This is a genomic window from Bordetella saccharivorans, from assembly GCF_045862855.1.
Taxonomy (GTDB): domain Bacteria; phylum Pseudomonadota; class Gammaproteobacteria; order Burkholderiales; family Burkholderiaceae_B; genus Bordetella_A; species Bordetella_A petrii_F.
Map to the genome: position 1 here is coordinate 1,030,726 of NZ_BAAFZO010000001.1, position 20,249 is coordinate 1,050,974.

At 69.5% G+C, this 20,249-nt stretch carries 18 protein-coding genes; 13 read left to right on the plus strand and 5 right to left on the minus strand.

Annotated features, from left to right (window positions below):
- Positions 1-16 precede the first annotated feature (16 nt).
- The 6 genes from hutC to ACKTT0_RS04925 are packed head-to-tail and all read left to right on the plus strand — an operon-like array spanning position 17 to position 7,161.
- On the plus strand, positions 17-772 hold the full coding sequence (gene hutC / locus ACKTT0_RS04900) for a histidine utilization repressor (protein WP_407848595.1): 756 nt from the start codon (positions 17-19) through the stop codon (positions 770-772).
- 20 nt (positions 773-792) lie between these two features.
- Positions 793-2,475 carry a urocanate hydratase gene (hutU, locus tag ACKTT0_RS04905; protein WP_407848597.1) on the plus strand — a complete coding sequence of 561 codons (1,683 nt, stop codon included), beginning with the start codon at positions 793-795 and terminating at the stop codon, positions 2,473-2,475.
- Positions 2,476-2,503: 28 nt separating this feature from the next.
- Complete coding sequence (locus tag ACKTT0_RS04910) at positions 2,504-4,285, plus strand: HAL/PAL/TAL family ammonia-lyase (RefSeq protein ID WP_407848599.1); 1,782 nt, start codon at positions 2,504-2,506, stop codon at positions 4,283-4,285.
- A 42-nt stretch (positions 4,286-4,327) separates the two neighbouring features.
- Positions 4,328-5,314 carry a Bug family tripartite tricarboxylate transporter substrate binding protein gene (locus ACKTT0_RS04915; protein WP_407848601.1) on the plus strand — a complete coding sequence of 329 codons (987 nt, stop codon included), beginning with the start codon at positions 4,328-4,330 and terminating at the stop codon, positions 5,312-5,314.
- A gap of 13 nt (positions 5,315-5,327) precedes the next feature.
- On the plus strand, positions 5,328-6,332 hold the full coding sequence (locus ACKTT0_RS04920) for an ornithine cyclodeaminase family protein (protein WP_407848603.1): 1,005 nt from the start codon (positions 5,328-5,330) through the stop codon (positions 6,330-6,332).
- Positions 6,333-6,342: 10 nt separating this feature from the next.
- On the plus strand, positions 6,343-7,161 hold the full coding sequence (locus ACKTT0_RS04925) for a phosphate/phosphite/phosphonate ABC transporter substrate-binding protein (protein ID WP_407848605.1): 819 nt from the start codon (positions 6,343-6,345) through the stop codon (positions 7,159-7,161).
- An 11-nt stretch (positions 7,162-7,172) separates the two neighbouring features.
- On the opposite strand, the gene ACKTT0_RS04930 is transcribed toward ACKTT0_RS04925, so the two are convergent.
- From ACKTT0_RS04930 to ACKTT0_RS04940, 3 genes are read right to left on the minus strand one after another with little or no spacing between them, the layout of a single operon-like run.
- Positions 7,173-8,315, minus strand: coding sequence for an alpha-hydroxy acid oxidase (locus ACKTT0_RS04930; RefSeq protein WP_407848607.1), 1,143 nt, complete (start codon positions 8,313-8,315; stop codon positions 7,173-7,175).
- A gap of 12 nt (positions 8,316-8,327) precedes the next feature.
- Complete coding sequence (locus tag ACKTT0_RS04935; protein WP_407848609.1) at positions 8,328-9,914, minus strand: indolepyruvate oxidoreductase subunit beta family protein; 1,587 nt, start codon at positions 9,912-9,914, stop codon at positions 8,328-8,330.
- Complete coding sequence (locus ACKTT0_RS04940) at positions 9,911-12,058, minus strand: thiamine pyrophosphate-dependent enzyme (protein ID WP_407848611.1); 2,148 nt, start codon at positions 12,056-12,058, stop codon at positions 9,911-9,913. The genes ACKTT0_RS04935 and ACKTT0_RS04940 overlap by 4 nt, the downstream gene beginning before the upstream one ends.
- Positions 12,059-12,235: 177 nt before the next feature.
- On the opposite strand from ACKTT0_RS04940, the gene ACKTT0_RS04945 reads away from it, so the two are divergent.
- From ACKTT0_RS04945 to ACKTT0_RS04965, 5 genes are all read left to right on the plus strand, one after another.
- The gene (locus tag ACKTT0_RS04945; RefSeq protein ID WP_407848613.1) at positions 12,236-13,168 is read left to right on the plus strand and encodes a LysR family transcriptional regulator; all 933 of its coding nucleotides are present in this window, start codon (positions 12,236-12,238) and stop codon (positions 13,166-13,168) included.
- A gap of 5 nt (positions 13,169-13,173) precedes the next feature.
- Positions 13,174-14,082 (plus strand): LysR family transcriptional regulator, encoded by a 909-nt coding sequence (locus ACKTT0_RS04950; protein ID WP_407848615.1) that lies wholly within the window; start codon positions 13,174-13,176, stop codon positions 14,080-14,082.
- Between the two features lie 112 nt (positions 14,083-14,194).
- On the plus strand, positions 14,195-15,385 hold the full coding sequence (locus ACKTT0_RS04955; RefSeq protein ID WP_407848617.1) for a mandelate racemase/muconate lactonizing enzyme family protein: 1,191 nt from the start codon (positions 14,195-14,197) through the stop codon (positions 15,383-15,385).
- Between the two features lie 56 nt (positions 15,386-15,441).
- The gene (locus tag ACKTT0_RS04960; protein WP_407848619.1) at positions 15,442-16,458 is read left to right on the plus strand and encodes a Bug family tripartite tricarboxylate transporter substrate binding protein; all 1,017 of its coding nucleotides are present in this window, start codon (positions 15,442-15,444) and stop codon (positions 16,456-16,458) included.
- Between the two features lie 108 nt (positions 16,459-16,566).
- Complete coding sequence (locus tag ACKTT0_RS04965) at positions 16,567-16,983, plus strand: Rap1a/Tai family immunity protein (RefSeq protein WP_407848621.1); 417 nt, start codon at positions 16,567-16,569, stop codon at positions 16,981-16,983.
- Positions 16,984-16,993: 10 nt separating this feature from the next.
- Here the strand turns inward: ACKTT0_RS04965 and ACKTT0_RS04970 are convergent, their stop codons facing one another.
- Positions 16,994-17,392: a WG repeat-containing protein gene (locus ACKTT0_RS04970; protein WP_407848623.1), complete on the minus strand. Its 399-nt coding sequence runs from the start codon at positions 17,390-17,392 to the stop codon at positions 16,994-16,996.
- A 70-nt stretch (positions 17,393-17,462) separates the two neighbouring features.
- Positions 17,463-18,209 carry an IclR family transcriptional regulator gene (locus ACKTT0_RS04975; protein WP_407848624.1) on the minus strand — a complete coding sequence of 249 codons (747 nt, stop codon included), beginning with the start codon at positions 18,207-18,209 and terminating at the stop codon, positions 17,463-17,465.
- Positions 18,210-18,459: 250 nt separating this feature from the next.
- On the opposite strand from ACKTT0_RS04975, the gene ACKTT0_RS04980 reads away from it, so the two are divergent.
- Positions 18,460-19,200, plus strand: coding sequence for an enoyl-CoA hydratase/isomerase family protein (locus ACKTT0_RS04980; RefSeq protein ID WP_407848626.1), 741 nt, complete (start codon positions 18,460-18,462; stop codon positions 19,198-19,200).
- A 61-nt stretch (positions 19,201-19,261) separates the two neighbouring features.
- The gene (locus ACKTT0_RS04985; protein WP_407848628.1) at positions 19,262-20,236 is read left to right on the plus strand and encodes a tripartite tricarboxylate transporter substrate binding protein; all 975 of its coding nucleotides are present in this window, start codon (positions 19,262-19,264) and stop codon (positions 20,234-20,236) included.
- The last annotated feature ends 13 nt before the right edge of the window (positions 20,237-20,249 follow it).

Here is a 20,249-nt window from a genome sequence, read left to right on the forward strand (position 1 = left end):
TTTCGGAATCCTGTCCATGAACGCCACGCTACGCGACCAGCCCCTGGCCCCCTATGCCCGCATCAAGCAGCACATCATCGAGAACATCGAATCGGGCCAGTGGGCAGTCAATGAACAAGTGCCCTCCGAGAACCAGTTGGCCGCGCAATTCGACGTATCCCGCATGACCGCGCGCCGCGCCATCCTGGAACTCACGCAGGACGGCATGCTGGTGCGCAGCCAGGGCGTGGGCACCTTCGTGGCCGAACGCCGGCCCGTACTGCCGGTGCTGGAAGTGCGCAACATCGCCGACGAGATCGCCGAGCGCGGCCACCACTACAGCAACCGCGTGATCACGCTCGAACAGGACGCGGCCACCGACGGTATCGCCATCGCGCTGGGCATCGCGCCCGGCAGCCCGGTGTTCCATTCAGTCCTGCTGCACCTGGACAACGGCGTGGCGGTGCAACTGGAAGACCGCTACGTCAATCCGCAGGCCGCCCCGGGATATCTCGAGCAGGACTTCAGCCAGGAAACCCCCAATGCCTACCTGAGCCGCGTCGCGCCCCTCTCGGCGGTCGAACACACCATCGAAGCCATCCTGCCCAACGCCGAAGTCGCCGGCTGGCTTGGCCTGGCAGGCCCGCAAGCCTGCCTGCAGGTGCTGCGGCGCACCTGGACCGCGCCCCATGTCGCGACCTTCGCCCGCCTGATCCATCCGGGCAACTCGTATCGCCTCAGCGGCTATGCCACGGTGTCCGCGCCGGCCGCCCGGACTGCGGCGTCCAAATAGAAACCCGACGGAGACACGCCATGAGCGCCCCCACGCCCACCCGCCACGACGCCTCGCGCAGCATCCGCGCCCCTCGCGGCAACACCCTGAGCTGCAAGAACTGGCTGATCGAGGCCGCCTACCGGATGATCCAGAACAACCTGGATCCCGAGGTCGCCGAACACCCGCACGAACTGGTGGTGTACGGCGGCATCGGCCGCGCCGCCCGCAACTGGCAGGCCTACGACAAGATCCTGGAGGTACTGCGCCGGCTCGAGGCCGACGAAACCCTGTTGATCCAGTCCGGCAAGCCGGTCGGCGTCTTCAAGACCCACGCCGATGCGCCGCGCGTGCTGCTGGCCAATTCCAACCTGGTGCCGCACTGGGCCACCTGGGAACATTTCCACGAACTCGACCGCAAGGGCCTCATGATGTTCGGGCAGATGACCGCCGGCAGCTGGATCTACATCGGCTCCCAGGGCATCGTCCAGGGCACCTACGAGACGTTCTACGCCGTCGCCAACCAGCATTTCGGCGGCGACCCCAAGGGCCGCTGGATCCTCACCGCCGGGCTGGGCGGCATGGGCGGGGCGCAGCCGCTGGCGGCGACCATGGCGGGGTTCAGCATGATCGCGGTGGAATGCGACGAATCGCGCATCGACTTCCGGCTGCGCACCCGCTATATCGACGTCAAGGCCACCTCGCTCGACCAGGCGCTGGCGATCATCGAACAGGCCCGCGCCGACGGTCGCGCGGTCTCGGTGGGCCTGCTGGGCAACGCCGCCGACGTCGTCCAGGAAATGGTTCGCCGCAACATCACGCCCGACTGCCTGACGGACCAGACCTCGGCCCACGACCCGTTGAACGGCTACCTGCCGCAGGGGTGGTCCATGGACGTCTGGCGCGACAAGCGCCAGGGCGATCCCGCCGCCGTGGTGGCGGCGGCGAGGCAGTCGATGGCCGCGCACGTGCGCGCCATGCTGGAACTGAAGCAACGCGGCGCGGCCACGCTGGACTACGGCAACAATATCCGGCAGGTCGCGCTGGAAGAAGGCGTGGCCGACGCCTTCGACTTTCCCGGTTTCGTGCCGGCCTACATCCGGCCGCTGTTCTGCGAGGGCATCGGGCCGTTCCGCTGGGCGGCGCTGTCGGGCGACCCGGAGGACATCTACAAGACCGACGCGAAGGTCAAGGAACTCATCCCCGACGACAAGCACCTGCACAACTGGCTCGACATGGCGCGCGAACGCATCGCCTTCCAGGGCCTGCCGGCGCGCATCTGCTGGGTCGGCGTGCGCGACCGCGCGCGGCTGGCGCTGGCCTTCAATGAAATGGTGCGCAGCGGCGAGCTGAGCGCGCCCATTGTGATCGGCCGCGACCACCTCGACTCCGGCTCGGTGGCCAGCCCCAATCGCGAAACCGAATCGATGCGCGACGGCTCCGATGCCGTATCCGACTGGCCGCTGCTGAACGCGCTGCTCAACACCGCCAGCGGCGCCACCTGGGTGTCGCTGCACCATGGCGGCGGCGTGGGCATGGGCTTCTCGCAACATGCCGGCGTGGTCATCGTGTGCGATGGCACGGCCGAGGCCGACCGGCGCCTGGCCCGTGTACTGCACAACGATCCGGCTACCGGCGTGATGCGCCACGCCGACGCCGGCTACGACATCGCCATCGAATGCGCCCGGTCGGCCGGCCTCGATTTACCCATGCTGCAACCGTAGCCCTGCCTTCTGCCCCCAAGGAGCCGTGATGCATGATCCCCTACCGACTGCAAGCCGCGCCTTGAGGGCCCTGCCGCTGGCATGGCGCCGCAGGGCGGGCCAGGTCCTCATGGCCGTGGCCGTCGCGGCCTGCGTGCTGCACGGTCCCCGCGCACAGGCGGGCAACACCGCCGTGGCGACCGCGCAGCCCGCGACGGCTGCGGCCCCAACTGCCCGGCTGGCGCCGTTGGCGCTGGATGGCCGGTCGCTGACGACGGCACAGGTGCTCGACGTGGCGCGCGGCCATCGGCCCGTGGCTCCCACCGATGACGCCTGGCAGCGGGTGGACCGTTCGCACCAGCTGCTGCTCGAATACGCGCGACTGGGCCAGCCCGTCTATGGCCTGAATCGCGGCGTCGGCCAGAACAAAGACCAGACGATTTTCTCCGGCGACACGCTGTCGGACGAGGCGCGCGCGCTCTCCGAGGCCTTCAACCACCGCATGCTGCTCTCGCATACGGTCGCCTATGGCGAACCCGCGCCGGCCGACGCCGTCCGCGCCGCGATGCTGGTGCGCCTGAATACGGCGCTGTTCGGCGGCACCGGCATGAGCCCGGCGCTGGTGCGCCAGTATGTGGCATTTCTCAACCATGGGCTGACGCCGGTGGTGCTCGGCCAGGGCTCGGTCGGCGAAGCCGATATCGGCATCCTGCCCCAGATCGGCCTGGCCATGATGGGCGAAGGCCAAGTGGAGCTCGGCGGCAAGCTCATGCCGGCGGCCGATGCGCTGCGCCAGGCGGGCATCGAACCGGTCAGGCCCTACGCCAAGGATTCGCTGTCCCTGCTCAGCTCGAACGCCTACGGCGCCGCCCTGGCCATCCTGGCCGCGCATGATGCCGGGCGGCTCGTCGACCGCGCCGACGAGATCGCCGCGCTGTCGCTGGAAGGCCTGAACGGCAACGTCGCGCCGTTGCTGCCGGCTACGCAGTCGCAACGCCCTTATGCAGGACAGCGCCAATCCGCCCGGCATATTCTCGGCATGCTGGAAGGCAGTGCGCTCTGGCAAATCGACGAGCAGCGCGCGCAGGATCCCTTGAGCTTCCGTACCGCCAGCCAGGTCCACGGCGCCGCCCGGGACGCGCTGCGGGCGCTGGAGGCCCAGCTGGCCATCCAGATCAACAGTTCCGACGACAATCCCACCGTGGCGCTGGACGTCGCGCCGCCACCGGGCGCTCATCCGCAGCAAGCGCGCTACTACGTCACCGAGGGCGCGGTGCGCGGCGCGGTGCTGCCCAGCGCCGGCTTCGACCCCACGGCATGGGTGCTGCCGCTGCAGTCGGTCGGCGTGGCGCTGTCGCATATCGCCCAGTCGTCGGCGCAACGCGTGCTGCGCCTGGGCGACCCCGCATTCTCGAAGCTCTCGCGCTTCCTGTCGCCCGACAGCAAGACGCTGGCCTACACCACCATCCAGAAACCCGTGTCGACGCTGGCCACGGAAATCCGCGCGCTGTCGCAGCCCGTCTCGTCGGATGCCCTGGTGGTGGCCGGCCACATCGAAGACGTGGGCACCAACGCGCCCCTGGCCGCGCAACGCGTTCAACGGCAAGTGCAGCGGCTGCGCACGCTGCTGGGCATCGAACTGATTCATGCGGCGCAAGCCGTGGACCTGCGCAGGCGCGCCGATCCACGGCGCGCGCTGGGCAAGGGCACCGGCGCGCTGCTCGCGGCATTCCGCGACCAAGTGCCGTTTCTGTCGGAAGACCGGCGGCTGGCCACCGACATCGCGCGCGCCGACCGCTTTCTTGAACGGGACCGCGACGCCGGACAGTAGGCGCCGGCCCGATACAGCAGCGAGACCTGCACAGGGGAAACCATGAATACTTCTCTCGTCATCCGCATGAGCGCCGCCATCCTGGCCGGCGCGCTGTCCACGTCGGTCGCATGCGCCGCCGGCGGCAAGTATCCCGAGCGGCCCGTCACCATCGTCGTGCCATTCGGCGCCGGCGGCATTGCCGACGCCCTGCCCCGCATCGTCGGGCAGGAGCTCGGCGACAAATGGGGCGTGCCCGTCATCATCGAGAACAAGGTCGGCGCGTCCGGCAACATCGGCATGGATTACGTGGCCCGCGCCAAGCCCGACGGCTATACGCTGGCCCTCGCGCCGGCGGGCAACCTGACCGTCAACCCCTTGCTCTACACCAAGCTGCCCTTCGACACCGCCAGGGATTTCGCGCCGGTCACCATGCTGGCCACGTCGCCCAATGTGCTGGTAGTCAATGAGCGCGTGCCCGCCCGCACTTTCAAGGAGCTGGTGGACTACGCCCGCCAGCATCCCGACAAACTCAATTACGCGTCGCCGGGGCCTGGCAGCGGCGCCCACCTGGCCGGCGAACTCCTCAACCAGTCGGCCGGCATTGTCGTGCGGCACATCCCGTACAACGCAATGGCTGCGGCGGTCAACGATGTGGTCGCCGGCAATGTCGACATGATGTTCGCGGGGGTCTCCACGGTGCTACCGCAGATACAGGCCGGCAAGCTGCGTGCGCTGGCCGTGGCCGGCCCCGCGCGCCTGCCCCAGCTGGCGGACGTTCCCACCGTGGCCGAAAGCGGCTACCCCGGCTTCGACGTGACCTCCTGGTACGGCATCGTGGCGCCCGCCGCGGTCCCGGCCGAAATCCTCGACCAGCTGCAAGCCGATATCGCTGCCGCCGTCCACCAGGAGGCCGTGCGCCAGAAGTTCGCCGGCCTGGGCGTCGAGCCGGCCGGCTCGAGCCGCGTCGACTTCGCCCGCACCATCCAGGACGAGAGCCGCAAGTGGTCGGCCATCGTCAAGAAAGCCGGCATCCAGCCTATCCAATGACCGAGGAGACCTCATGCAGTCCATCGACATTACCTACCTGAACGGCCCCGACGTGCGCGCGCTGGCGCTCACCGACGCCGAGATTCTCGCCGCCGTCGAAAGCGCGCTGGACGCCCAGGGTCGCGGCAAGACCGTCATCGAACCGCGCGTGCACCTGGTGCCGGAATCCTCGGCCAAGGGCCATTTCAATGTGCTGCGCGGCTATATCGAACCGCTGCACGTGGCCGGCGTGAAGGTAGTGAGCGACTTTGTCGACAACTACAAGATCGACCTGCCGTCCGAGATGGCGCTGCTGAACCTGTTCGACCCCGCCAACGGCAAGCCGCTGGCGGTCGTCGACGCCACCGCCATCACCGACATGCGTACCGGCGCGGTCACCGCCCTGGGCGCCAAGTACCTGGCGCGCAAACAAAGCAAGGTGCTGGGCCACATCGGCTCGCGCGGCACCTCGTATTGGAATGTCCGCCTGCTCGACAGCCTCTACGATTTCGACGAGATCCGCGTGCATTCCCGCCGTCCCGAAAGCCGCCAGGCATTCGGCGAGCGCTTGTCGCGCGACCTGGGCAAGCCGGTCAAGGTGGTGGACGACTGGGAATCCTGCGTGCGCGACGCCGACATCGTCGTCGAGGCCTCGCGCCTGCCCGAGCCCACGCCGCTGCTCAAGACTGCCTGGATCAAGCCCGGCGCGCTGGTCATGCCCTACGGCACCATGAGCGCGGTGGAATTGAGCCTGACTGACATCATGAGCAAAGTGGTCGTCGACGACTGGGGCCAATGCCGCAAGGGACTTCCCTACGGCGCGCTGCGCGCCCATGTCGACAGCGACCGCATCACCGAGGAAAACCTGCATGCCGAGATCGGCCAGGTCGTCGCCGGACTGAAGCCGGGCCGCGAGCGTGACGACGAGACCATTCTGTTCTGGCACCGCGGCCTGTCGACCACCGATATCGCGCTGGGCCATGCCATGCTGGAGAAGGCCCGCCAGATGGGCCTGGGCCAGACACTCAAGTTCGCCTAGGCGCGGCGCCATGGAGCTGATCGCTTCCACACGCATGTACGACGCGGCCCCCGCGGCGCGCGCGGCCTGGCACGCGCTGCTCCAGGCCGCGCACGCGCGCGCCGGCCTGGAGATCCGGTTCGTCGAACACGGCTGGCCGACGCCCATCGGCGAACTATGGGACCGGCCCGGCCTGTGCGGCGCCTTCATGTGCGGCTGGCCCTACGCCACCGCCTTGCGGGCGGGGCGCGCCTACACTGCCATCGCCGGCGTGGTCCCGGCCTGGCCAGCCTATCGGGGGTTGCCGCGCTATCGCAGCGAGTTCCTGGTGCGCGCCGACAGTCCCTGGCGCACGCTGGCCGACGCGGCCGGCAGCCGCTATGGCTGGATGGTGCGCGACTCGCAATCCGGCTGGAACGCGCCGCGCGCCACGCTGGCCCGGCACATGCCGCCGGGCGGCTCGCGGTTCGCCGAATCCAAAGGGCCATACGGCAACCCGCGCGGCCTGCTGCGCGCCCTGGCAGACAAGCAAATCGATCTCACCGCCGTGGACGGCTGGTACCTGGACTTGCTGCGCGCGCACGACCCGGACACATTGGCCGGGCTGCGTACCCTGGCCTATACGCCCTGGACCCCCAACCCGTTGCTGGTGGCCGGGCCCGACGTGGATGCGGCCGTCGCCGCCCGCCTGTCGCGCGCGCTGCTGATCCTGCATGCAGATCCGCGCGATGCGCCGCTGCTGCGCAACGCGCACGTGGCGCGCTTCGTGCCGCCCGACCCCGCGCGCTACGCGGCGCTGATAGACATGGAGCAGGCGGCGCTGGCACGCGGCTATCCGGAGATCCGCTGAACCAGGCGCCGTCAGGGGCCGGCGCCATGGACGCACAAATGCGCGGCGTTAAAGCCCGCCGCATGCGGCACCCCCATCAGGATCATGGTGCGCTCCAGTTCGGCGCGCAGCAAGGACAGCACGCCACGCACGCCCCGTTCGCCGCCGGCGGCCAGCCCGTATGCCATCGGCCGGCCCATCATTACCCCTTGCGCGCCGCAGGCCAATGCCTTGGCGATATCCGAACCGCGCCGGAAACCGCCGTCGACGAATACCAGCGCCTTGCCATCCACGGCATCCCGCACGCGCGGCAACATGTCCATGGCCGCGGGCGCCGCATCCAGCTGCCGGCCGCCGTGGTTGGATACGATGAGCCCGTCCAGGCCCAGCGCCACGGCGCGACGCGCATCGTCCGGATGCAGCACGCCCTTGACCAGCAGCGGCCCGTCCCACAAGGACCTGAGCCAGGCCAGGTCCTCCCATACCAATGACCGGTCCATGGCGCGCGACAGCAGCGCGGCCTGCGCCTGGGCCGACGCGGCGCCGTCGGCCGGCGCCAGGTTGACGAACTGCGGCGCGCCCGCGCGCGCCATGCGGGCCAGCCAGCGGGGGTGGGCCAGCATGTCCCACAGCATGGCCGGCCCCGGCCTGAAGGGCAGCGCGAAGCCATTGCGCACATCGCGCTCGCGGTAGCCGCTGACCGGCACATCGATGGTCAGCACCAGCGCGTCGAACCCGGCCTGCCGCGCGCGCCGCACGATCTGCGCGGCCAGGTCGCGCGCCTGCATGACATACAGCTGCATCCAGCAAGGGCCGGCGGTGGCGGCGCGCACGGCCTCCAGCGGGCTGTTGGACGCGGTCGACAGGATGAACGGCAGGCCTTCGGCGCCCGCCGCCCGCGCGGCCAGCACATCGCCATCCGGGCGCAACAGGCCGTTGAGCCCGACAGGCGCCACGCCGAACGGCGCGGCCCAGTGCTGCCCGTACACCCGCACGCCGGTATTGACGCGGGTCGTGTCGCGCAAGCCACCGGGCAGCAAGCCCAGCCGGTCCAGGCTGTGCGCGTTGCGGCGCAGGCAGCGTTCATCCTCCGCGCCACCCTCGACATAATCGAACACGAAGCGCGGCAGCGCGCGACGCGCCAGCTCGCGGTAGTCGGCGACATTCAATTGCATGGCCGCCTCGCCTCAAGACGACGCGGGCTTGCGCACGAACCGCAGCGGATGCGCGACCAGCTCCGGCGCCGGCAGGTCCAGGGCGCGCGCCAGCGCCTGGCCCTGCGGGTCGGCCAACGCCGCCTCGCGCGCGCGGGCAATGCGTCCGGCCAGCGGCTCCCTGGGGCTATCGCCGGCCGGGGCCGCATCCAGCCACGCCTGCACGTCGTCCAGGATGGCGCTCAGGCTGCGATGGCCGCGCTCGCTGGTCTCCCCGTAGCCCTTGACCACGTTGCCGCACAATGCCAGCTCGAGGGCGGCGCGTGGATCGTGCGCCAGCAAACCGCGCACGGCCGCCAGCCAGCGCCCCATCATCCGCTGCTCGACCGCATAACGTTCGGTGCGCGGGCGCCAGCGGCGCAAGCCGCGCAAGAGGCACAGCAGCGCGAAACCGCCCACACTGCTGGTGCGCACGCGCAAGCCCATGGCCAGGCGGCCGGCGTGCCTGGCCAGGCGGCGGCGCAGCCATCCTGCCAGGGCGGGCGGCAACACCGAACACAACTCGTCCAGGCCCGGCTTCAGGAATTCGGTCATGCGCACCGGCTCGTCCGGCGCCGCGCCCACTTCACGCCGGACGCGCTCCAGCCGCTCGCGCCGCGTCTTCAAGTCGGCGACGCGGATCACATCTTCGTAGCTCATCCACAAGGCCAGGAAGCGCGCAGTTTCGCGGGTCACGTCCAGGCCCCCGCCGCCATGCGCCTGCTCGCTTTGCAGGATCGACTCGATGCGGTCCAAGTACAGGTCCGCATAGGCCGGGCCCTGGTAGTCGACAAGCTGGGCGACGCCCGCGTCGGCCAGTGGCCTGACCTGGACAGGCAGGGCCGCGACGCGCGCCGGCATCGGCGCCACCGGCGCGGCATGGGGCTGACCGTCCGCGGCGGGAAGTTCCGGCCCGGCGCCAGCGGGCGCATCCGGCATGCCGGCGCCAGCCGCCCGGGCCTGCTCGTAGCCGGCCGCGAAGCCGGCCAGGCTGGCATCGACCGCCTTGCCGGCCTGGCGAATGGCGTCTTCGCACGCCGCGCGGCTGAACGGCAAGGCGCCGCTGCCGGCCATCGCGCCGAACAGCACGGTATTGATGACGGTGCGATGGCGCGCCGCCAGGGCCGCCATGTCGAACAGCACGGCCTGCCTGGCCAGCGCCTCGGTCGCGCGCAGCACGCGCTCGGCGCGATAGCGTCCGTCGCCCATCGCCGCCTTCTCGGACACGGCAAACTCGCGGTGCGTGGAAGCCACCAGCACCGTCTTGTGCGGGCTGACATAGCCGCCTTGCAGCATGCGGCCGGCCTCGACCAGCTCGGAGGCCGCCACGATCGCCACGTCCCCCGGATACGGCACCAGGGAAAACACCGGATCGCGCCCCTGCAGCGCCGCGCGCGGCGCCGGCAGGATTTCCAGGTAATAGTTGGTGGCCCCGGTGCGCTGCGCCACCCCGGGCACGGAGGTGCTCTGGACCGGGAAGTCGTGCGCGCGCGCCGCGGCGATGATCCAGTCGGCCAGCACGCCGCCGCCTTCGCCCCCCAGCGCGGCGACCAGCACGGTGATCGGCGCGGGAATGCTCATTGCAACGCTCCTTCGAGGCGGCGGGCGCGGCCGGCCAGCGCGCCGATGATGCGTCGGCGCCAGCGGTCGGCGCGCCGCTCCCAGGCGGTCGGGTTCTGCACCACCTCGGCCTTGAAGAACGATGGGCACAGCTGCGCCGCATGCGCCACTTCACCGCACAGCCCGCAGCCCACACAGCCTTGGTTGACGGTAGCCACGGGGTCGGTGCGCAACGCGCTGGGGTTGGGCTTGATCGACAGCGACGGGCAGCCCGACAGCCGGATACAGGAATGGTCGCCGGTGCACACGTCCTCGTCGATGCCGAACCGGGTGCGCACCACGCGTTCGCCGTTCTTGAGCTTGCGCGCGGTCAGCGGCTTGAGGCGGCGCTGCCGCTCCAGCTGGCATTCGCCGTCGGCGATGATCACCTTCAACCCGCCTTCGGGCGTGCTCATCGCCTCGTCCAAGGTACGCCGCATGTCGGCCACCTGGTAGCTGGGAACCGTGCGCAACCACTTCACGCCCACGCCGCGCAGCGCCGCTTCGATATCCAGCGTCAGCGGCTTGGCCGCCGGCTGCGAAGGCGAGGAAGGAATCGCCTGCGTGCCGGTCGCCGAGGTATAGCCGTTCTTGAGGATCACCAGCACGGAGTCCTGCCCGTTGTACATGGCATTGACGACGCCGCTGGTGAAACCGTTGTGCCAGAACCCGCCGTCGCCCATCACGCTGACCACCCGCTTTTGCATCAGCGGCGCGATGCCGGACGAACTGGCCAGCCCCAGGCCGTACCCCAGCACGGTGCTGCCGATGTTGAACGGCGCCAGCGTGCCGAACGTGTGGCAGCCGATGTCGGCGCTCACGTGCAATGGCCCCAGCTTCTGCTGCGCCAGCTTGATCGCGGAAAACACCGGCCGCTCCGGACAGCCGACGCAGAATCCCGGCGGCCGGTTCGGCACCGGCTCGCCCAGCGCCTCGAGCGCCGCCTGCTTGTACCCGGTCAGCGCCCGGGCGGCCTGGTGCAGCGCTTCGCCGTCACCCGCCGGCTCGGCCTGCCGCAGGTAGTCCGCCAGGCCGCGCAGCATGATCTCGCCCGTGTATTCGCCCGCCAGCGGGAACACGTCCTTGCCGTGCACCCGCGTGGCCACGCCCGCCTTGCGCAACAGCGCATTCAAGGCTTCCTCGATGTAATTGGGCTGGCCTTCCTCCACCACCAGCACCGCGTCCTTGCCCTGGCAGAAGGCCTGCAGTTCCTCGGGGACCAGCGGGTACACCACGTTGAGCACGTAGATGGGTACTTGGCTGGCGCCGAAGGCGTCGGCCAGCCCCAACTGCTGCAGGGCCCGGATGACGCCGTTGTACAGCCCGCCCGGCACGACCAGCCCGAGCTTCGCGCGCGCCCCGGGAAAATGCTCGTTCAGCCGCGCGTGGCGTATGTGCTCCAGCGCCGCGGGCCAGCGCACCTGCACTTTCTGGCGTTCGTGCTCGTAGGTCGAGGGCGGCAGGTTGATCTTGGCGTAGTCGAACGTGCCATCGCGCAGCCCCAGGCGCGTCGATACCCGCGGCGCCACGTTGTCCTTGCACGCGAAGCTGCCGTGCACGTGGCAGGCGCGGATGCGCAGTTGCAGCATCACCGGCGTCTGGCTGGCTTCCGACAGTTCGAATGCCTGCTCCACCGCGTTGACGATCGACGCCAGGTTGGGGCGCGGGTCCATCAGCCAGATCTGCGACTTCATGGCGAAGGCGTGGGTGCGCTCCTGGATGATGCTGGAGCCGTCGCCGTAGTCTTCGCCCAGGATGATCAGCGCCCCGCCCTTCACGCCGGCCGATGCCAGGTTCGACAACGCGTCCGACGCGACATTGGTGCCCACCGTGGACTTCCACGTGACCGCCCCGCGCACCGGGTAATGGATCGAGGCGCCCAGCATCGCGGCCGCGCCGGCCTCGGAAGCGCTGTTCTCGAAGTAGATGCCCAGTTCCCGCAGCAAGCCCCGCGCGTCGCCCAGCACGTCGATCAGGTGCGACACCGGCGCGCCCTGGTAGCCGCCGATATAGCTCACGCCGGACTGCAGCAGCGCCTTGGTGACGGCGAGGATACCCTCGCCGTGGAAAACCTGGCCCGCGCCCAGCGAGAGACTGTCGACCTCGCGCGCGAAAGAACGTTCCATGCCTGCCTCCTGACGGCGCCGCGCCATGCTGCCGCGCGGGCGCCGATGTAATGGGTATTGGGCGATAGTAGGAGCGGGCATACAATCCATACAATCGATGCCAAGTATGTTTCATATCGAATCCATCGATAAAACACCCACAACACACAGGCGCACGGCGCCGGGGAGACAACACGCATGGCGGCCTCCGCCCCTGACGCCGGCGAGGCGCACCGGCTCGACCTGAACCTGGTGCGCCTGATGGTGGCGGTATTCGAGACGGGCAGCGTCAGCCTGGCGGCCGAGCGGCTGGCGCTGACCCAGCCCACGGTCAGCTACGGGCTCGCCAAGCTGCGCCAGTCATACGGCGACGCCCTGTTCGTGCGCGACGGCCGCGGCATGGCGCCCACTCCGCGCGCCGAGCAGATCTACGCGGCGTTCCAGGAGGCGCTCGCCTGCATCGACAGCACCCAGGAGCTGGCCGGCCCCTTCGTGCCGGCCAGCACGACGCGGCGCTTCCGGGTCGCGATGTCGGACATCGGCGGCTTGTGCTTCCTGCCGCCGCTGATGGCCCGCCTGCGGCGCGTGGCGCCCCAGGCCAGCCTGGAGGTGCTGCAAGTGCCGGTGGACACCCTGATCGAGCAACTGGCCTCGGGCAAGGCCGACGCCGCCGTCGGCAACCTGCCGATGCTGCACGACAAACTGCGCAACCAGCCGCTGTTTCGCGAACACTACGTCTGCCTGATGGCGCGCGGGCATCCGGCGGCGGCCAGCGGCAAGCTGTCGCTGGCCGCTTTCCTGGCCACGCCGCACGTGCTGGTATCGTCGCCCTTCTTCGCGCACCAGCGCATGGAAGAAACCCTGCGTGCCCAGGGCGTGCACCGCAAGATCGCGCTGCGCATCCCGCACTTCACCATCCTGCCCGGCCTGATCGCGCAAAGCGACCTGATGGCGATCCTGCCGTCGCGGGTCGCGCGCGTGTTCGAATCCTACGGGAATCTGCAATCGCTGCCGCTGCCGGTGGCCATCCCGGAATTCGAGGTGTGCGTGCACACGCATGCCTACCATGCCGCCCAGCCCGCGGTGCAATGGTTCGCCGGTCAAGTCGTGCTGGCCTTGCAGGACCTCTGACCATCGTGAGCACCCTGTCCCAACTCGACATCGCCGCGCTGCGTCTGCTGATCGCCGTGGCCGACAGCGGCAGCATCAGCGCGGGCGCGGCGCGCAGCCACGTATCGGTGGCCGCCGCCAGCAAGCGCATCAGCGACCTGGAAGCGCGGGTCGGCGTGGCCCTGCTGCTGCGGCACCGGCGCGGCGTCAAGCCCACCCCGGCGGGCGACATCTTCATCGCCCACGCGCGCCGCATGGCGGGCCTGGCCGGCGCCATGGAAGAGGACCTGCGCGATTACGCGCATGGCGTGGAAGACCGCGTCCGCGTCGTCGCCAATTCGGCCAGCATTGTGCAGTTCCTGCCCGAGGACCTCAACGGCTTCATGCAGGGCAACCCGCGCGTGCGCATCGACCTCGAAGAACACACCAGCCGCTCGGCCGTCGAAATGCTGCAGACCGACCGCGCCGACCTGGGCCTGTTCGACGGCGGCTACGCGGCGGGCAACGTGCACTGCCGCCCCTACCGCACCGACACCCTGGTCTGCGTCATGCACCCGCGGCACAGCCTGGCGCGCCACCGGCGCGCGCTGCGCTTCGAACAGACGCTGCAGCACGACCAGGTCGGCCTGTACCGCGGCACCGCCATCCTGACCCAGATGGAGCGCGCCGCCACCGAGGCCGGCCGCGCGCTGCGCCTGCGCATCCAGGTCACCAGCTTCGACGCCGTCTGCCGCATGGCCGAAAGCGGCATCGGCGTCGGCATCGTGCCCGACCGCGTGGCCCAACCCTATGTCGCCTTGGGGCGCTTGCACCAGGCGCCGCTGCGCGACGCCTGGGCCACGCGGCAGCTCATGCTCGGCTGGCCACAGCAGCGCGAGCCGTCGCCCGGGACCCAGGGCCTGATCGCCCATCTGCTGGATGCGGCGGCGGGCTGATGCTTTCGGGTTTCTCGAAAGCTGCTTGAAAAAAACTCGATTGCCCGTCCGGCGTCGCCAAACCTATAACCGCAACCAGGCGGTGAGCGCCGATCCAGACACGGAGACAATCATGCAGCACGCAGCACCCGGGGCCCTCGCGCACGACCTGACCATCCAGCGGGTCCAGGCCATCCCCCTGCATATCGAAGTGGCCATGCAAGTGCCGGGCGGCCAGAAGCGCAGCGCGCTGTCGTGCGTGCTGGTGCGCGTCGATACCGCATGCGGGCTCACCGGCTGCGGCTTCACGGCGATCACCGAGGAAGAAGTGGTGGCCGCCGCCATCGACCACGTCGCGGCCGACGCGCTGGTCGGCGCGTCGGCGCTGGACACCGAGAAGCTATGGGAACGCCTGTACTGGCTGCTGGCGCCGCGCGGTCAGAGCGGCTATGCCGCGCATGCGATGGCGGCCGTGGATATCGCGCTGTGGGACCTGAAGGCGCAACGGCTCGGCCTGCCCTTGTGGCGGCTGCTGGGCGGCGCGCGGCCCGCCGTGCCGGTCTACGCCACCTTCGGCTTCAATTTCCTGGATCGCGAACAACTTGCCGAAGCCGCCGCACAATGGGTCGCGCGCGGTTTCTCGCGCCTGAAGATGACAGTCGGCAACCACGGCCTGCAGCGCCGCGACGAGCCGCGTCCGCTGTCCGACCTGATCCGGGAAGACGAGGCGCGTGTGCGCGCCGTGCGCCAGCGCGTCGGCCCGCAGGTCGAACTGTGCATCGATGCCAATTGCAGCCTCGACCCCTACCATGCGCGCATCCTGGCCATGCGCCTGGCCGACTGCGACATCGCCTTCTTCGAGGAACCGGTCACGCAGAACGACGCGCGCGCCCTGGCCGACCTGCGCCGGCGCGCGCCCATGCCGCTGGCGGGCGGGCAGAACGAAGGACAGGCCGCGCGCTTTGCCGATTTCTTCCACGCGCAGTCGCTCGACATCGTCCAGCCCAACGTCGCCATCACCGGCGGCTACACCCAATGCCTGCGCATCGCCGGCATGGCGCAGGCCTGCAACGTCGCCATCGCCAATGGCGGCGCCTGGCCGTTCCACAACATGCACTTGCACGCCGGCCTGGCGCACGGCGGTTTCATCGAATATCACACCGTCGCGGTGCAAGTCTGCGAGCAGATCTACACCGGCTTGCCGGTGCCGGATGCCGGATGGCTGCCGCTGCCCGAGGCGCCAGGCCTGGGTTTCGCGCCGGACTGGAGCGCCATCGCCGAGATCGCCAGGCGCCCGCTGTCGCGTGGGCACGGCAAGCATTAGGGCCGCAAGCCAGGCGTTTACCAACAACCCGCGCCATGACGCGGCAGGAGACAAGCATGCACCATACCCGCCCCCCAGGAACTTCCCGACGTCGCCGCCTGGTCGCCGCCCTCGCGCTGGCCGGCTGTGCGCCGCTGGCCGGCCTGCTCGCCGGTGCGCCGGCCCGGGCCGCCGACTGGCCGGCGCAGCAGCCGATCCGGCTGGTGGTGCCGGCTCCCGCGGGCGGCTCGCTGGACATCCTGTCCCGCCCGCTTGCCGCCAAACTGGCCGACATCCTGGGCCAGACCGTAGTGGTCGAGAACCGGGGCGGCGCGGGCGGCATGGTGGGGGCCGACTATGTCTCCAAGGCGGCGCCGGACGGCTATACCTTCCTGATGGGAGCCATCCACCATGCCATCGGCGCCACCGTCAACCGCAACCTGGTGTTCGACCCCGCCCGCGAACTGGTCGGCGTGGCCAACATCGGCACCACGCCCAACGTGGCCATCGTCAACAACCGCCTGCCGGTGCGCACGCCCCAGGAATTGGTGGCATGGCTGAAACAGCGGGGCGACAAGGCCAACTACGCCACCGGCGGGCCTGGCACCTTGCAGCACCTGAGCATGGAATGGTTCAAGTCGCTGACCGGCGTGCAGGCCATGACCGTTCACTATCGCGGCAGTTCGCCGGCCATGAGCGACTTGCTGGGCGGGCAGGTCGACCTGATGTTCGAGACCATGCCGCTGGCCCTGGCCCAGACGCGCGCCAACGCGGTTCGCGCCATCGCCGTCACCAGCCAGGAGCGCTCGCCCGCCCTGCCCGACCTGCCTACCTTCAACGAAACCGTCGCCCCCGGCTTCGCGGTGTCGAGCTGGTACGGCGTGATGGCGCCCGCCGCCACGCCACGCCCCATCCTGGAACGGATGCACCAGGCCATCGAACAGGCGCTGGCCATGCCGGACATCGTGCAGACCTGGCAGTCGGCCGGCGTGCAGCCCCAGCCTATGTCGCAAGCCGAATTCCAGGCCTTCTGGCTGGGCGAGATCGACCGCTGGGGCAAGATAGCCGACGAACACGGCATACGCATCGAATGATGCCGTGGCGCCGGTTCGCGGCATGCGTCTTTTGAAAGGGGCGCAGCGGAGCGCGGCCCGGCCGCGCTGATAACATGGGAGCTGTGATCCCGCTTCGACACCCCTGCCATGATCCAGCATGAACGTCGCGCCAGCTTGCGCCTGGCCGCCCTGGCGCTCGCTACCGCATTAGCGGCCGCCGCCCCGGCGGCACCAGCCGCCGGCGCCGACCGGCAGCCCGCTCCCTATCGCCCCATCACCGCCCAGGAACTCTACGACGGCATCATGCAGGGCGGCCTCGCGTCGTGGATCGAGGATCCGGCGCAGCGCACCATGCTGTCGACCCTGATGGCCACCTCGTACATCCTGGGCATCGCCGACAGCGCCACGGGCAAGCAGTGGTGCCCGGCGTCCGGCCTGGACATCGAGGCCATGCCGGCACCTGTGCTCGACTACCTGGCCGACCTGCCCGAGGCGCGCCGCGCCGAGCCGGCGGCCGGCATCGTGGTCGAAGCGCTGGGCCACGCCTACCCCTGCCCGCGTTGAATCGCCGCCTTCACCGGGAGGGAGGCCGCGCCAGGGCCTGCCATTGTTCGCACTGCACGGAAGAATGCTCCCCGTGCTGCCGCGACTTGCAGCGCATGCCTACCCTGGCCACGCCATTTTCGAATGGAAACGCGAAGTCATAGCGGGCCGGGATGACCACGGCCAGGGTTTCATCATGAAAGCCCATCTTGCCGTCTTGCACGAACCGCGCCAGGCCCTCTTCGAAATAGTCCGGCCCGTTGTCGTAAATGTACGGCCGCAGGATGGGGCGCCGGTCCCGGTCGACATACACCCAGCCATGGGCATCCCTGACCAGGGCATGGCCATGGCGGTCGTAGGCCTGTGCCGCGGCGGGGCGGGCCGCGGCGGCCAGCATGGCCAGAATGAAAACGGCGCGCAGCGTGTTCATTGCCTCAAGTGAAGGTGGCGGTGGCGCCGACGGGTCCGCGCCGCCACATCGCATTATGGCCCACGCCCGGTCAGTCCGCGGATTCGCCCGCCATGGCCAGGCTGGCCTGCCGGCCGGCCTCGACCACCAGCGGCACGATCTCTTTCACCCTGGCCAGCGTCAGGCGCGACGCCGGCCCCGACAAGCCGATCGCCGCGACGGTGCGGCCGGTGGGATCGATGACCGGCGCCGCCAGTCCACAGACATCGTCGTGCCATTCGCCCCGGTTGCTGGCCCAGCCGCGCACGCGCGTGCGCCGGATGTCCTCGTCGAACTTGCGCACCGCCGCCCCGCCATCGGCATGGCCAGCGGCGGCCAGTTCGCGGTAGCGCGCCTGGGCGTGCTCGGGCAGGGTCGCGATCAGCATCTTGCCCGACGCAGTGCGCACGCTCGGCGCCCGGCCGCCCACCTCGGTATGCGACCGCACTTTCTCCAGGCTGTCGAGCTTGGCAATGAAGACAATATCGTCGCCCTCCAGCACGGACAGCAGGATCGACTCGTGCGTCAGTTGCTGCAACCGCGTCATGGCGGGCATGGACAGCGACCGCACGTCGAGCCGCTCGACCAGCGGCACGCCAACCTGCCATAGCTTCAAGGTGGCCCGGTAGGCATTGCCCTCCTTCCTGACGTAGCCCAGCGCGACCCACGTCTGCAACAGCCGGTGGACCATGCTGGGCACCATGGACAGCGCCTCGCCCAGCTCGGTGATGCCGGCCGTGCCGCCGTGCCTGGCCAGGTATTCGAGCAATTGCATGCCCTTGACGAGCGTGTTGTTCATGCCGATAGCGTCCCCGAAGTCTGAAGAATCGATTGAGCAAGACGAATTATCGCCAAATCGGTTCGGCCCCACGGCGCCGCGTCTTTCATACAGGGTTGACGGCCTTGTCCAACGCTCCTATTATTTCCACATTCTAGATTTCATTTTCTACTATATAGAAAATAATAAATAGCCCGCAGTTCCAGGCAGCAAGTGATCCGCTTTGAAAACCAGGCCGCGCGCCCCAGGCCATGGCCAAATGGAGAGAGACATGGAAAGGATTGCTGTACAGAACTTCCCCGACCGCACCACCCTCATCACCATCAACCGGCCCGAACGGCGCAACGCCATCTGTTCGCGAACGGCCATTGAACTGCAGCAGGCCTTCCAGGCCTTCGATGCCTCCGGGCAACGGGTGGCGGTGCTTACCGGGGCCGGCGACCAGGCCTTCAGCGCCGGCGCCGATGTCGCCGACGTACCGGAACTCTGGCGCTGCGTCCCCACCGTCGGCGTCACCACCGAAAAGCCGATCATCGTGGCCGTCTCCGGCTGGTGCGTGGGCGGCGGGCTGACGCTAGCCATGATGGCCGACCTGGCCGTGGCGGCCGAAAACGCCAAGTTCTCCTACCCCGAGGCCAGGCTGGGCCTCACCCAAGGCATGATCGCCGGCCTGGCGGGCCGGATCCCCCACAAGCTCGCCATGGAGATGATGCTGCTGGCCCGGGTCTTCGATGCGCGGCGCGCCGCCGAGGCAGGGCTGGTCAACGCCGTCGTGCCCAACGGCCAGCACGTCGAGGCGGCGCTCGCCATGGCGCGCGAGATGGCGCAGATGGCGCCGCTGGTGCTCAAGACCCTCAAGCGCGTCGTCACCACGGCGATCCTGCCGGTCGGCCCCACCGAGCACTTCGGCCGCGCCAAGTACGCGATGGAAGCCGTGGCTGGCAGCGCCGATTGCGCTGAAGGCTTCGCGGCCCACCAGGAAAAACGCGCGCCGGTCTTCCACGGCCGTTGACCGCCCCGCGCGGCCGCCCGCGACACCGCCCCATCCAATCCGCTTCCTGGAGGAGAGAGCCATGGCTCACCTGCTCAAGCAGCTGCTGTCCGCCTGCCTGCTGTTGCTCGCCGTACCATCGCCGGCCGCGCTGGCCGACACTTATCCGTCCCGTCCGATCAAGCTGGTGGTGCCGTTCCCGCCGGGCGGCACTTCCGATACCGTGGCGCGCGTGCTCGCCAAGGGCATGGGCGAACGCCTCGGACAGTCCGTCATCGTCTACAACCAGGGCGGCGGCGGCACCATCATCGGCACCGAGGCCGTGGCCCGCAGCGCGGCCGACGGATACACGTTGCTCTGGATGACGACGCCGTTCGCCATCAATCACACGCTGTTCGCCAAGCGGCCCTACGACACGTTCAAGGACTTCGTTCCAGTTGTCGATGTCATCTCGGTGCCGCTGGTGCTGATCGTGCCGTCGAACTCGCCGGCCAAGACCCTCCAGGACCTGATCGCCATGGCGAAGAAGGCGCCCGGCAAGGTGGCCTACGGGTCTTCCGGGCCTGGCGGGTCCCCGCACCTGGCCACCGCCATGTTCGCCAGCAAGGCCGGCCTGCAACTGAACCACATTCCCTACAAGGGCAGCGCCCCGGCGGTCATGGACCTGGTCGCCGGCCAGACCGACTTCGTCATCGACACGCTGTTTCTCACCCGTCCGCAGATCGAGGCCGGCAAGGCGCGCGCGCTGGCGCAGACCGGGGCCGCGCGCTCCCCGCTGCTGCCCGATGTGCCGACGATGCGGGAGGCCGGCCTGAGCGACTACGAGGCCAGTTCATGGCTGTCGCTGGCGGCGCCGGCCGGCACGCCGGAAGCCATCGTGTCGCGGCTCAACGCGACCGCGAACGAGGTGCTGCAAGACGACGCCGTGCGCCGCTCGCTCGAGGAACAGGGGCTTGTCATCGCCGGCGGCAGCCCGGAGCGCGCCAGGACACACCTGCGCGCGGAAGTCGAGCGCTGGGGCCAGGCCGTGCGCGATTCCGGCGCGACCATCAACTGAAGAGGGGAAACAG

Excerpts from the sequence above, each read along its gene's own strand:
- hutC (WP_407848595.1), top strand. The coding sequence starts at position 17 with ATGAACGCCACGCTACGCGACCAGCCCCTGGCCCCCTATGCCCGCATC.
- hutU (WP_407848597.1), top strand. The coding sequence starts at position 793 with ATGAGCGCCCCCACGCCCACCCGCCACGACGCCTCGCGCAGCATCCGC.
- ACKTT0_RS04910 (WP_407848599.1), top strand. The coding sequence starts at position 2,504 with ATGCATGATCCCCTACCGACTGCAAGCCGCGCCTTGAGGGCCCTGCCG.
- ACKTT0_RS04915 (WP_407848601.1), top strand. The coding sequence starts at position 4,328 with ATGAATACTTCTCTCGTCATCCGCATGAGCGCCGCCATCCTGGCCGGC.
- ACKTT0_RS04920 (WP_407848603.1), top strand. The coding sequence starts at position 5,328 with ATGCAGTCCATCGACATTACCTACCTGAACGGCCCCGACGTGCGCGCG.
- ACKTT0_RS04925 (WP_407848605.1), top strand. The coding sequence starts at position 6,343 with ATGGAGCTGATCGCTTCCACACGCATGTACGACGCGGCCCCCGCGGCG.
- ACKTT0_RS04930 (WP_407848607.1), bottom strand. The coding sequence starts at position 8,315 with ATGCAATTGAATGTCGCCGACTACCGCGAGCTGGCGCGTCGCGCGCTG.
- ACKTT0_RS04935 (WP_407848609.1), bottom strand. The coding sequence starts at position 9,914 with ATGAGCATTCCCGCGCCGATCACCGTGCTGGTCGCCGCGCTGGGGGGC.
- ACKTT0_RS04940 (WP_407848611.1), bottom strand. The coding sequence starts at position 12,058 with ATGGAACGTTCTTTCGCGCGCGAGGTCGACAGTCTCTCGCTGGGCGCG.
- ACKTT0_RS04945 (WP_407848613.1), top strand. The coding sequence starts at position 12,236 with ATGGCGGCCTCCGCCCCTGACGCCGGCGAGGCGCACCGGCTCGACCTG.
- ACKTT0_RS04955 (WP_407848617.1), top strand. The coding sequence starts at position 14,195 with ATGCAGCACGCAGCACCCGGGGCCCTCGCGCACGACCTGACCATCCAG.
- ACKTT0_RS04960 (WP_407848619.1), top strand. The coding sequence starts at position 15,442 with ATGCACCATACCCGCCCCCCAGGAACTTCCCGACGTCGCCGCCTGGTC.
- ACKTT0_RS04965 (WP_407848621.1), top strand. The coding sequence starts at position 16,567 with ATGATCCAGCATGAACGTCGCGCCAGCTTGCGCCTGGCCGCCCTGGCG.
- ACKTT0_RS04970 (WP_407848623.1), bottom strand. The coding sequence starts at position 17,392 with ATGAACACGCTGCGCGCCGTTTTCATTCTGGCCATGCTGGCCGCCGCG.
- ACKTT0_RS04975 (WP_407848624.1), bottom strand. The coding sequence starts at position 18,209 with ATGAACAACACGCTCGTCAAGGGCATGCAATTGCTCGAATACCTGGCC.
- ACKTT0_RS04980 (WP_407848626.1), top strand. The coding sequence starts at position 18,460 with ATGGAAAGGATTGCTGTACAGAACTTCCCCGACCGCACCACCCTCATC.
- ACKTT0_RS04985 (WP_407848628.1), top strand. The coding sequence starts at position 19,262 with ATGGCTCACCTGCTCAAGCAGCTGCTGTCCGCCTGCCTGCTGTTGCTC.